The following is a 10,845-nucleotide window of genomic DNA, read 5'->3' as shown; positions in this document are numbered from 1 at the left end:
GTCGGCGCGGTCGTTGACCGCGAACAGGGCGCCGTGCCGGCGGGCCGCGTCGGCCAGGATCTCGAGTGCGGCCAGCTCGGCGCGGGCCTCGAGCGGACCGAACCGCTGCTCACCCGCCGAGCCCTTGTCGCGAAGCTGGACGATGTCGACCCCGCCGGCCAGCGCGGCGTCGACCAACTCGGCCAGGTCGCCGCGCTCGCGGCGCGCGTCGGTACACAGATACAGCCTGGCCGCAGCGAGGCGGGTGGACGGTTGGTGCACACCGCGACGCTAGCGCGCTAGCGTGGAACCCGAAGAGCACGGGAGTCCTGGCGACCGGGGACTGAGAGTGGGCGCGCACGCCCTTACCGTCACACCTGATCCGGGTCATGCCGGCGAAGGGAGCAAAGGATGCAAGACTCACTGGCCGTCATCGGCGGCGGTGTCATCGGGCTGTCGGTGGCGCGCCGCGCGGCGCGGGCCGGATGGTCGGTCGTCGTGCACCACACCGGCGAACCGGGTGCATCGTGGGTGGCGGGCGGGATGCTCGCCCCGCACAGCGAGGGTTGGCCCGGCGAAGAACGGTTACTGCGGCTGGGCCTGGAGTCGCTGCGGCTGTGGCGCGAGGGCGGCTTCACCGACGGCTGGCCGCCAGGGGTGATCACCGCCCGCGAGTCGCTGGTGGTGGCCGTCGACCGCGCCGACGTCGCCGACCTGCGCACCGTCGCCGACTGGTTGTCCGAGCAGGGCCATCCGGTGGTGTGGGAGCCGGCCGCCCGCGACGTCGAACCGCTGCTGGCGCAAGGCATCCGGCACGGCTTCCGTGCGCCCACTGAGCTGGCGGTGGACAATCGCGCCGTGCTCGACGCGCTGGGCCGGGACTGCGAGAGCCTCGGGGTGCGGTGGGCCGGTCCGGTGAGCGATCTCGAGCGGGTCGAGGCGGACGCGGTGGTGATCGCCAACGGCATCGACGCGCCCGCACTGTGGCCGGGGCTGCCGGTGCGGCCGGTGAAGGGCGAGGTGCTGCGCCTGCGCTGGCGCAAGGGCTGTATGCCGTTGCTGCAGAGGGTGATTCGCGCCCGCGTGCACGGGCGGCAGGTGTACCTGGTGCCACGCGGGGACGGGGTGGTCGTCGGCGCCACCCAATACGAGCACGGCCGTGACACGGCCCCGGTGGTGTCGGGCGTGCGGGACCTGCTCGACGACGCCTGCGCGGTGCTGCCGGCGCTCGGCGAATACGAGCTCGCCGAGTGCGCGGCCGGGCTGCGCCCGATGACACCCGATAACCTTCCCCTCGTGCATCGCGTCGACGAGCGAACCCTGGTCGCGGCGGGCCACGGCCGGTCCGGGTTCCTGCTGGCGCCGTGGACCGCCGAACAGGTTGTCGCCGAACTGGTCCCGGTCGGGGCGCGGTCATGATCGTCACTGTCAACGCGAAAACGGTCGAGGTCGACGAGCAGACCACCGTGGCCGCGCTGCTCGAGTCGCTGGGGTTCCCCGCCCGCGGCATCGCGGTGGCGATGGACGACGCCGTACTCCCCCGATCCGGCTGGACGGCAACGCTTTTTGACGGTGCCCGACTTGAGGTGGTGACGGCGGTGCAAGGTGGCTAGAGCCGAATTGTCCACGGAAGCGAAACTGACGATCGCGGATCGCAGCTTCGCCTCGCGGCTCATCATGGGCACCGGGGGAGCGACGAACCTGGCGGTGCTCGAAGAGGCGCTGATCGCGTCGGGCACCGAGCTGACCACCGTGGCGATCCGCCGCGTCGACGCCGAGGGCGGGACCGGGCTGCTGGACCTGCTCAACCGGCTGGGCATCACGCCGCTGCCCAACACGGCGGGCTGCCGCGGCGCGGCCGAGGCGGTGCTCACCGCGCAGCTGGCCCGCGAGGCGCTGGACACCAACTGGGTCAAGCTCGAGGTCATCGCCGACGAACGCACGCTGCTGCCAGACGCGGTCGAATTGGTCCGCGCGGCTGAGCAATTGGTGGACGACGGGTTTGTCGTGCTGCCGTACACCAACGATGACCCGGCGCTCGCCCGCCGGCTCGAAGACGCCGGTTGCGCGGCGGTGATGCCGCTGGGCGCCCCCATCGGCACCGGCCTCGGCATCACGAACCCGCACAACATCGAGATGATCGTCGCGCGGGCCGGCGTCCCGGTGGTGCTCGACGCCGGCATCGGCACCGCTAGCGACGCCGCGCTGGCGATGGAATTGGGTTGCGACGCGGTGCTGTTGGCGACCGCGGTGACCCGCGCCGCGGACCCACCCGCGATGGCGGCCGCCATGGCCGCCGCCGTCACCGCGGGATACCTGGCGCGGCGGGCCGGGCGGATCCCCAAACGGTTCTGGGCGCAGGCGTCGTCCCCCGAGCTATGAAACGTTATGTCGCGCTGGGCAGTTCGATGGCCGCCGGCCCCGGCATCCGGCCCCGCGCCGAGGGCGCCCCGCTCTGGTCGGGCCGATCCGCCCGCAACTACCCGCACCTGGTCGCCGAACGGCTGAGCCTCAAGCTGGTCGACGTCACCTTCTCCGGCGCGACCACCGCCCACGTGCTGGCCGATCACCAGCGGGGCTGGCCACCGCAGATCACCGCGCTGGACGGCTCGGAGGCCGTGGTCACGGTGACCATCGGCGGCAACGACGTCGGCTACGTTCCGCTGTTGATGGCCGCCTCGCTGCCGCCCGCCGCGCGGCACCTGCCGCTGCTGGGCGGGCTGATATCCGAACTGCTGGACCGTGACACGCGCGACCGGGCGCTGGCCGACGTGTTCGATTCGTTGTGCGCGGTCGGGGCGGCGCTGCGGCAGCGCTCCCCGAAGGCCCGGATCGTTTTCGTCGACTACCTGACCATCCTGCCGCCCGCGGGCGTGCCGGCCCCGCCGCTGCGGCAGTCGGACGCCGACCTCGGGCGGCACGTGGCCGCGACCCTCGAACGCCGCACCGCCGACGCGGCCGCGGCGACCGGGTGTGAGATCGTCGGCGCCGCCGCGGCCAGCCGGGATCACCACGCCTGGTCGGCCGAGCCGTGGACGACCACCCCGGCGCGCTACGGCGTGTCCCTGCCCGGGCGGCCGGCCCCGCTGCACCCCAACACCGCCGGGATGCGCGCGGTCGCGGATTTACTTGCCGCGCAACTGTAGAAGCTCAGCCGTTAGTGCGCCACCACTGGTAGAGCGCGTTGACGTCGGTGTTGGACGCGCGGATATGGCTCAACACGTTCTTGGCGTCGGTGGTCCAGGTGATGACCGCGGCGTTCTTATAGGTCCCGCACGCCACCTGTCCCGCCGTCGCGCCGGTGCTGCCCGTGTGCCAGGTGCCCGGTGACTGGCCGTTGTCCCCGCACGGGCTCAGCGATACGCCGTTGATGCCGCCGGTGAACGCGGCGGCCAGGTCGCTGCCGTTGCTGTAGAGCTGGTACACGCCGGCGGCCGGGCCGTTGGGGTCGGGGCTCTGCCCGCAGTCGAGCTCGGCCAGGATCGGGCCGGACAGCGGGGCCGGCTGGCAAGTGTTGAGGCCGTAGCCCTTCGACAAATTGGCGGCCAGCGTGTTGATGTCCGCCGAGCTACCCGTGCCGGGATCCGCGGTCGCCGTGGCGGTGCCGACGATGACCGAAGCGCCCATGAGCGCCGCGGCCGACGCCGCCCGCAGCGCCTTGGTGAGAGGGGACATTCTGAACTCCTTTGTTGTGTTGGAAAACCAAGCAACCGAGCGTCTTTCGGGCCTCAGCCGTTCGCACGCCACCACTGGTAGAGCGCCGGGACGTCGTTGTTCGACCCACGGATCAGGCTCAAGATGTTCTTGGGGTCCGTGGTCCAGATGATCTCCGCGGCATTCTGGTATGTCCCGCACGCCACCGATCCCGAGTTGGCGTTGTTGCTGCCCTGGTGCCAGGTGGTGGGCGACTGGCCGGCGTCTCCGCAGGCGGTGAGCACGTCGTCCTTGATGCTGGTCTTGAACGAACCGGTCAGGTTGTCGGCGTTGTTGAACAGGATGTACCTGGCCTGAATCGGGCCGTTGGGGTCGGGGCTCTGCCCGCAGGTGAGCACGGCGAGTTCACCGGCGTCGATGTTTCCGGCCGTGCAGTTGTTGAGCCCGTAGCCTTTCGACAGATTGGCGGCCAGCGTGTTGATGTCCGCCGAGCTACCGGTATTGGTGGGGTCCGCGGCGGCCGTGGCGGCACCGGCGAACGCGCAACTGCCCGCGGCCACCGTGGCCGCCGCGGCGCGCAGCGCCTTGCTGAGTTGAGGCATCATTGGCTCCTAACGGGGCGTCGCTCACCGGAAATAGTGCTTCCGCTAATGGGATCGTAGGGCTATGTCCTGTCCATGCAACACATTCCGCCGGAAATTATCTGTCTGGGCATCATTGTCTGAATCGGCGACCAAGGTTAACCTGACGGCAAACTGGTTGCCGGCCAGCGACTTTCGCGCTCGCCCCAGGCTCCTCGCCCGGATAAGCGGCAACGCTAGTGGCGGCGGCGGAACCGGTGCGCGGCCGGCGGAAACGGCGAATTTCGCCGAGATAGTGCCCTCGCGGCGCCGCTCCGGTATGGTAAGCACCGCTCGACGCCAGCTAACTCGCCTCGACTGGAGAATCCATGACACAGCCGCCCCCTCCGCCCGGATACCCGCCACAGCAACCTGCTGGGCAAGCGCCGAACAACTACTTGGTGTGGTCGATTCTGGTGACGCTCTTCTGCTGTCTGCCGTTCGGGATCGTGGCGATCGTCAAGTCCAGCCAGGTCAATGGTTTGTGGGCACAGGGGCGGTACGCAGAGGCTCAGGCGTCCGCCGACAGCGCCAAGAAATGGGTGATCTGGTCCGCCGTCATCGGTGTGGTCGTGGGCGTCATCTACGCCATCTTGATGGCGGTTGGTGCGCTGAACACCAACACGAATGCGGCGCTTGCCGCGATGTTCTAAGCCGGCGTTGCGATCATGGTGACCCGCCCAGGGTCGGCGCCTCTGAGTTTGGGTGCGCCGCTCCTGGTTGCGGCGTCCACCACCCTGGTCTGCGCCGCCACCTGGGTGGGTGATCCGACGACGCCGGGCGGGCCCCTGCCGGTGTGTCCCACCAAGGCCCTGTTGGGCATCGACTGCCCGGGGTGTGGCAGTGCCCGGATGTTGTATTCGCTGATGCACGGCAACGTGTTGGCGGCCGCCCGGTTCAACGCGCTGGGCCTGGTGGCGCTGGTGTTGCTGGTGTGGGCGTACGGCGCGTGGACCTACGGTCGGGTGACGGGCCGGCCGGTCCGGGGCTGGCAGCACCAGCGCTGGGCGGCGGCGGTGACGCTGGTCCTGGTAGCGGCCTGGTTCGTGGTGCGCAATCTGCCCTTTGCGCCATTCACCGCGCTTTATGTCTAGCCTCCGGGCCCTGCTCGCCGTGGTCGCCCTGACCGCGTTTCTGGCCGGTTGCTCGCATGGCCGCAACGGCTCTCAGCCCGCCGCCGGTGACGCCGGCGAGTTCGCGACCTCGGTGCACGACAAGGTCACGGCCGACGCCATGATGGCGCACCTGTCGAAACTCCAAGACATCGCCAACGCCAACAACGGTACCCGCGCGGTCGGCACCCTCGGCTACGAGGCCAGCGTCGACTATGTGGTGAACACGTTGCGCCACAGCGGCTTTGACGTTCAGACGCCCGAATTCTCGGCCCGGGTCTTTCACGGCGACAAGCCCACGGTGACGGTCGGCGGGGTGGCCGTGGAGGCGCGCGCGTTGGAGTTCAGCCTGGGCACCCCGCCCGACGGGGTGAGCGGGCCGCTGGTGGCGGTGCCGGAAGGGGCCGACCCGGGCTGCCATCCCTCCGACTTCGACGGGGCGCGGGGCGCGGTGGTGTTGGTCGACCGCGGCACCTGCCCGTTCGCGCAGAAAGAAGATGCCGCGGTGCAGCGCGGCGCCGTGGCGATGATCGTCGCCGACAACGTCGACGAGCAGCAGATGGGCGGCACCCTCGGGCCCGACACCGACGTGAAGATCCCGGTGGTGAGCGTCACCAAGTCCACCGGGCTGCAGCTGCGCGTGCAGCCGGGGCCGACCACGATCAAGCTCAACGCCAGCGTCCAAAACGTCAAGGCCCGCAACGTCATTGCGCAGACCAAGACCGGGTCGACCACCGACGTGGTGATGGCGGGCGCGCACCTGGACAGTGTGCCCGAGGGCCCCGGCATCAACGACAACGGGTCCGGAGTGGCCGCCGTGCTGGAAACCGCGGTGCAGCTGGGGAACTCGCCGCCGGTGCACAACGCGGTGCGGTTCGGCTTCTGGGGTGCGGAGGAACTCGGGCTGATCGGCTCACGCAACTATGTGGAGTCGCTGAACCTCGACGGGCTCAAAGACATTGCGCTGTACCTGAACTTCGACATGCTGGCATCGCCGAACCCGGGCTACTTCACCTATGACGGGGACCAGTCGCTGCCTGCGGACGCCCGCGGTCAGCCGGTGGTGCCGGAAGGCTCGGCCGGCATCGAGCGCACCTTGGTCGGCTACTTGAAGTCGGCGGGCAAGACCGCGCAGGACACCGCGTTCGACGGGCGTTCGGACTACGACGGATTCACGCTGGCCGGTATCCCGGCGGGTGGCCTGTTCTCGGGCGCCGAGACCAAGATGTCCGCCGATCAGGCCAAGCTCTGGGGCGGCACCGCCGACGCGCCCTTCGATCCCAACTATCACCAGAAGACCGACACCCTCGACCACATCGATCGGACCTCACTGGGCATCAACGGCGGCGGCGTGGCCTACGCGGTGGCCCTCTACGCGCAGGACCTCGGCGGCCGAAATGGCGTGCCCGTGTTGGCCGATCGCACGCGGCACGTGCTCAACAAGCCATGATCCGCCGGCTGGCTGCGGCGCTGGCCCTGATCGGGTTGGTGGCGGGGTGCACGTCACCGCGGTCGGCGCCCCCGGCGGCAGCGCCGGATCTGGCCCGGGGACTGGCGGCGAAGGTGACCGCCGACCGGATGGTCGCGCATCTGCGCGCGCTGCAGGGGATCGCCAACGCCAACCGCGGGAGCCGCGCCGACGGCACGCCGGGCTACGACGCCAGCGTCGACTACGTGGCGAAGACGTTGCGCGACAGGGGCTTTAAGGTCTCGACCCCGCAGTTCGACCGGCTCTACAACGTCTCGCCCGGTAAGCCGGTGCTGACGGTTGCCGGCCGCACGTATCAGGTTGACCAGGCGTCGATGCTGGTTCGAACGCCGCCGGGCGGCCTGACCGGACCGGCGGTCCACCCCGCGCGGCCGTCGGGCTGCACCGCCGGCGATTACCCGGCCGCCCTGCCCGCGGGCGCGATCGCCGTCGTCGACGACGCGGGCTGCTCGGTGGTCGACAAGCAGAACAGCGCCGTGGCTCGGGGTGCCGCGGGGCTGATCGTGCTCAGCGCACCCAACGGGCAGGGCGCCCCGCCAACACTGTTCAGCCCCGGCTATTTCAAGCAGCTGACCGTGCCGGTCGCCGCCGTCGGCGCCAACGGTGCCGCGGCGCTCGCGCACGACACCGCGCCGGTGCGTCTGGTGCTGGACGCCGAGAATCGCACGATCTCGTCACGAAACGTGTTGGCGCAGACCGAAACCGGCTCCCCGCACGAGGCGATCGTGGTCGGAGCGCATCTGGACAGCCCGCGCGACGGTCCGGGCATCAACGACGACGGCACCGGCGTCGCGGCGGTGCTGGAAACGGCGCTGCAGCTGGGACCGTTGGCGGCGGTGAACAACGCGGTGCGGTTCGCGTTCTGGGGCGCCGACGAGGACGGCATCAACGGCGTGATGGATTACGTCTTCGGAATGGATCGCGATCAGCTCAACGACATCGCGATGTACCTCGACTTCACCATGCTCGGTTCGCCGAACGCCGGCTTCTTCACCGACGACGGTGACCAGTCCGGTCCGCCCACGCCGGGAATCGCATTCGGCGACGTGCCCGAGGGTTCGGCGGGCATCGAGCGCACCCTCGGCGGCTACCTGAACCTGGCCGGCAAGCGGCCCGCCGACATGCCGTTGGCCACCATGGCCGACTACCACCCATTCATGGTCGCGGGCGTGCCGGTCGGGGGCCTGACCGCCGGTGCTTCGCAGATCAAGACCACGGTGCAGGCGCGGCTGTGGGGCGGTCAGGCGGGCGTCCCGTTCGACCCCAACTTCCAGAGCCCGCGCGACACCGTCGACACCGTCAACCGGGACGCGTTGGCGGTCATGGGTTCTGGCGCGGCGTTCGCGGTGGGCACCTACGCGGAGTCGATCGGCGGCGTCAACGGCGTCCCGCCGCACGACAAGCGGCATCGCACCCGGGTGCCGTAGCGGTTCGCCGAGCGAATCCGGCGCCTACGAGGCCGCCATCGATAAAAATCGACAAAATGAGCTGGCTTTATGCCTGACACCTGAAAAGATGCCTGCGTACTGCTGAGCCGACGCAAGGTGAGAAATGCTTGAAGTGATCGACAAGGGGTCGACCACCGATGCGCACCCGACGCCGCTGCTTTTTGTTCACGGCGCTTCCGTCGCAGCATGGTGCTGGGACGAACACTTTCTGGACTTCTTCGCGAGCAGGGGCTACCGCGCCGCAGCACTGAGCCTTCGCGGCCATGGTGGCAGCACCCTGTCCAAGCCCCTCAATTCTTGTTCTCTGGCCGACTACGTGGACGACGTACGGTCTGTTGTCACCAAGCTAGGTTCCCCACCAGTGCTCATCGGTCACTCCCTGGGCTGTTGGGTTGTACTGAATTACCTTGCGACGCATGGTGGCCCAGCGGGGGTTCTCATGGCGCCCGGCACGCCGCAGGGATTACGACGCTGGGCATTCCGCTCAATGCGCCGTCACCCCTGGGTCTTTCTGCGCGCCACTGTGGTCGGCAGCCCAGAAGATGTATTCAACACTCCCGCCTTGGCTCGTGAATTCTGCTTCTCGGCGGGCACCCCAGACGCCATCGTCAGTGCCTGCGCGGCTCGTCTCGAATCTGAAAGCACGGGCGTCACACGAGATTTGATGAAGCGACTTCCTGACGCGGGCCTGGTGAAGGCACCGATTCTTGTTCTCGGAGCACATGATGATGGCATGCGAGTCGAAGGCGATGCGCTTGCCGTGGCGCAGACTTACCAAACAGATCTGGAGCTATTTCCCGACATGGGGCACGTCATGATGCTTGAGCCAGGATGGCAGTCCGTCGCTGAAAGAATCGACGGCTGGCTCACCGGCCAGGGGCTACAACAATAGATCGTGTGCCGGTGGGCAACTGCACTCGATGATCAGCGCAGGAGCAAATAGCCGCCCGCCTGCGCGATCACGCGATGCACGGTCCCGCGCCGCCTGCGCCGCCGGTCACGTTCCAACCGCTCATGCGACTGGGCGGCTATCCTGTCCCGCGCCGCCGCAGGCGGCGACCTTGCCAAAAAGTTTGAGTCAATCGGCTCTTGTCGCCGGGTCCGACTATAGTCGAACACATGTTCGATGAGGCGGCTCGTGCCGAGGTGATGGCCCGGTTCGATGAGATGATCGAGCGGCGTTATCCGTCTTCGACGGCGGAGTCGGCGGCGTTGCTGGATGAGATCGGTGTGTTTGCGCGGGTGGAGAACCGGGCGGCAGCCGCGCAGTTGGAGGCGATCGGGCGGTTGTTCGGCTACCGGTTGTCGCGGTGTGCGGAGACCGAGGATTGGGCGATCGACACCATGGAGGCCGTCGCCGCCGAGATCGCGGCGGCGTTGCGGATCAGCCAGGGCCTGGCGGCCAGCCGGCTGCGCTACGCCCGGGCGATGCGCGAGCGCCTACCCCTGGTGGGGGAGGTCTTTAGGGCCGGTGATATCGATTTGCGGTTGTTTCAGACGATCGTGTATCGCACCGATCTGATCGAGGACACCGCGGTGTTGGCGCGGGTGGATGCGCAGTTGGCCGCCAGTGTGGCGCGCTGGCCGTCGATGAGCCGGGGCCGGTTGGCCGCCCAGGTGGATCGGGTCGTGGCCCGCGCCGATCGGGACGCGGTGCGCCGCCGAACAGAGCGTCAGGTCGATCGGGAGATCTGGATTGGGGATCGGGTTCAAGATGGGCTCTCGGAGATCCACGGCAGCCTGCTGGCCCCGGATGCGCACGCGCTGGACAAACGGCTCACCGCGTTGGCCGCCACGGTGTGCCCGCATGATCCCCGCACCCGCGAGCAGCGCCGCGCCGACGCGCTGGGGGCACTGGCGGCCGGGGCGGATCGGCTGGGCTGCCGCTGCGGCAGAACGGACTGCGCGGCGGGCAAACGCCCGCCCGCTTCCCCGGTGGTCATCCATGTCATCGCCGAGCAGGCCACCCTGGACGGGCGCAGCAGCGCGCCGGCCTCCGAGGTGGGCGCTGATGGGCTGATCACCCCCGAACTGCTCGCCGAGTTGGCGAAGTCGGCCAAGTTGACGCCGTTGGTCCACCCCGGCGACGCGCCGCCGGAGGACGGGTATGTGCCGTCGAAGGCGTTGGCCGATTTCGTGCGCTGCCGCGATCTGACGTGTCGCTGGCCCGGCTGTGATGCCCCGGCCGTCGGCTGCGATCTGGATCATACGATCCCGTATAGCCAGGGCGGCACCACGCACGCGTCAAACCTGAAGTGCTACTGCCGAACTCATCATCTCGTCAAGACGTTTTGGGGCTGGACGGAAAAACAACTGCCCGACGGGACGCTGATCCTGACCTCCCCGGCCGGGCACACCTATGTGACCACTCCGGGCAGCGCGCTGCTGTTCCCCAGTCTGTGTCGCGGGGTCGGCGGCGTATTCGCCACGCCCGAAGCCGACCCGCCCGTCGAGTACTGCGACCAGCGCGCCGCGATGATGCCCAAACGCCGGCGCACCCGCGCCCAAGACCGCGCCCACCGGGTGGCCACCGAACGCCGCCA

13 protein-coding genes and 1 riboswitch are annotated in these 10,845 nt (G+C 69.1%); of the genes, 10 read left to right on the top strand and 3 right to left on the bottom strand.

What is annotated here, in order from left to right; translation table 11 throughout:
- A partial coding sequence (locus tag A5706_RS13920; protein ID WP_197517720.1) for a thiamine phosphate synthase occupies positions 1-261 on the bottom strand: 261 nt, incomplete at its 3' end.
- A 28-nt stretch (positions 262-289) separates the two neighbouring features.
- A riboswitch (TPP riboswitch) is annotated at positions 290-400 on the top strand.
- On the opposite strand from A5706_RS13920, the gene thiO reads away from it, so the two are divergent.
- The 4 genes from thiO to A5706_RS13900 all read left to right on the top strand — a co-directional run bounded on the left by thiO (position 391) and on the right by A5706_RS13900 (position 3,125).
- Positions 391-1,398, top strand: a complete 1,008-nt coding sequence (gene thiO / locus A5706_RS13915) for a glycine oxidase ThiO (protein WP_068131472.1) — start codon at positions 391-393, stop codon at positions 1,396-1,398. Its footprint overlaps the riboswitch before it by 10 nt.
- Entirely contained in the window at positions 1,395-1,592 is a 198-nt protein-coding gene (gene thiS, locus A5706_RS13910) for a sulfur carrier protein ThiS (protein WP_068131470.1), read from the top strand. Before thiO ends, thiS begins: the two co-directional genes overlap by 4 nt.
- A gap of 64 nt (positions 1,593-1,656) precedes the next feature.
- A complete protein-coding gene (locus tag A5706_RS13905) occupies positions 1,657-2,361 on the top strand; it encodes a thiazole synthase (RefSeq protein ID WP_068131476.1) in 705 nt (234 codons plus the stop codon).
- A complete protein-coding gene (locus A5706_RS13900) occupies positions 2,358-3,125 on the top strand; it encodes an SGNH/GDSL hydrolase family protein (RefSeq protein WP_068131468.1) in 768 nt (255 codons plus the stop codon). The genes A5706_RS13905 and A5706_RS13900 overlap by 4 nt, the downstream gene beginning before the upstream one ends.
- A gap of 4 nt (positions 3,126-3,129) precedes the next feature.
- On the opposite strand, the gene A5706_RS13895 is transcribed toward A5706_RS13900, so the two are convergent.
- Positions 3,130-3,654: a serine/threonine protein kinase gene (locus tag A5706_RS13895; RefSeq protein ID WP_068101516.1), complete on the bottom strand. Its 525-nt coding sequence runs from the start codon at positions 3,652-3,654 to the stop codon at positions 3,130-3,132.
- A gap of 53 nt (positions 3,655-3,707) precedes the next feature.
- Positions 3,708-4,235: a serine/threonine protein kinase gene (locus A5706_RS13890; RefSeq protein ID WP_068131474.1), complete on the bottom strand. Its 528-nt coding sequence runs from the start codon at positions 4,233-4,235 to the stop codon at positions 3,708-3,710.
- 347 nt (positions 4,236-4,582) lie between these two features.
- Here A5706_RS13890 and A5706_RS13885 point away from each other — a divergent pair, with 347 nt between their 5' ends.
- The 6 genes from A5706_RS13885 to A5706_RS13860 form a co-directional block, all read left to right on the top strand.
- Positions 4,583-4,906: a CD225/dispanin family protein gene (locus tag A5706_RS13885; protein ID WP_068101329.1), complete on the top strand. Its 324-nt coding sequence runs from the start codon at positions 4,583-4,585 to the stop codon at positions 4,904-4,906.
- Between the two features lie 15 nt (positions 4,907-4,921).
- A complete protein-coding gene (locus tag A5706_RS13880; protein ID WP_068131466.1) occupies positions 4,922-5,347 on the top strand; it encodes a DUF2752 domain-containing protein in 426 nt (141 codons plus the stop codon).
- Positions 5,340-6,815: a M28 family metallopeptidase gene (locus tag A5706_RS13875; RefSeq protein WP_068131464.1), complete on the top strand. Its 1,476-nt coding sequence runs from the start codon at positions 5,340-5,342 to the stop codon at positions 6,813-6,815. Before A5706_RS13880 ends, A5706_RS13875 begins: the two co-directional genes overlap by 8 nt.
- Positions 6,812-8,281 (top strand): M28 family peptidase, encoded by a 1,470-nt coding sequence (locus tag A5706_RS13870; protein ID WP_068131462.1) that lies wholly within the window; start codon positions 6,812-6,814, stop codon positions 8,279-8,281. Before A5706_RS13875 ends, A5706_RS13870 begins: the two co-directional genes overlap by 4 nt.
- A gap of 124 nt (positions 8,282-8,405) precedes the next feature.
- Positions 8,406-9,194, top strand: coding sequence for an alpha/beta hydrolase (locus tag A5706_RS13865; protein WP_068131460.1), 789 nt, complete (start codon positions 8,406-8,408; stop codon positions 9,192-9,194).
- 227 nt (positions 9,195-9,421) lie between these two features.
- The coding region (locus A5706_RS13860; RefSeq protein WP_068131458.1) for an HNH endonuclease signature motif containing protein at positions 9,422-10,845 on the top strand (1,424 nt) is incomplete at its 3' end.

The sequence above is a fragment of the Mycobacterium sp. E796 genome, assembly GCF_001672815.1.
In the GTDB taxonomy this organism is placed as follows: Bacteria; Actinomycetota; Actinomycetes; order Mycobacteriales; family Mycobacteriaceae; genus Mycobacterium.
Note: the sequence above shows the minus strand (reverse complement) of the source record. Positions and strands in the feature narration are given on the sequence as shown.

Bases quoted from the DNA above. Each gene is read 5' to 3' on its own strand.
- A5706_RS13880 (WP_068131466.1), top strand. From the start codon at position 4,922: ATGGTGACCCGCCCAGGGTCGGCGCCTCTGAGTTTGGGTGCGCCGCTC.
- A5706_RS13865 (WP_068131460.1), top strand. From the start codon at position 8,406: ATGCTTGAAGTGATCGACAAGGGGTCGACCACCGATGCGCACCCGACG.
- A5706_RS13870 (WP_068131462.1), top strand. From the start codon at position 6,812: ATGATCCGCCGGCTGGCTGCGGCGCTGGCCCTGATCGGGTTGGTGGCG.
- A5706_RS13895 (WP_068101516.1), bottom strand. From the start codon at position 3,654: ATGTCCCCTCTCACCAAGGCGCTGCGGGCGGCGTCGGCCGCGGCGCTC.
- A5706_RS13885 (WP_068101329.1), top strand. From the start codon at position 4,583: ATGACACAGCCGCCCCCTCCGCCCGGATACCCGCCACAGCAACCTGCT.
- A5706_RS13905 (WP_068131476.1), top strand. From the start codon at position 1,657: ATGGGCACCGGGGGAGCGACGAACCTGGCGGTGCTCGAAGAGGCGCTG.
- A5706_RS13900 (WP_068131468.1), top strand. From the start codon at position 2,358: ATGAAACGTTATGTCGCGCTGGGCAGTTCGATGGCCGCCGGCCCCGGC.
- A5706_RS13875 (WP_068131464.1), top strand. From the start codon at position 5,340: ATGTCTAGCCTCCGGGCCCTGCTCGCCGTGGTCGCCCTGACCGCGTTT.
- A5706_RS13890 (WP_068131474.1), bottom strand. From the start codon at position 4,235: ATGCCTCAACTCAGCAAGGCGCTGCGCGCCGCGGCGGCCACGGTGGCC.
- thiS (WP_068131470.1), top strand. From the start codon at position 1,395: ATGATCGTCACTGTCAACGCGAAAACGGTCGAGGTCGACGAGCAGACC.
- thiO (WP_068131472.1), top strand. From the start codon at position 391: ATGCAAGACTCACTGGCCGTCATCGGCGGCGGTGTCATCGGGCTGTCG.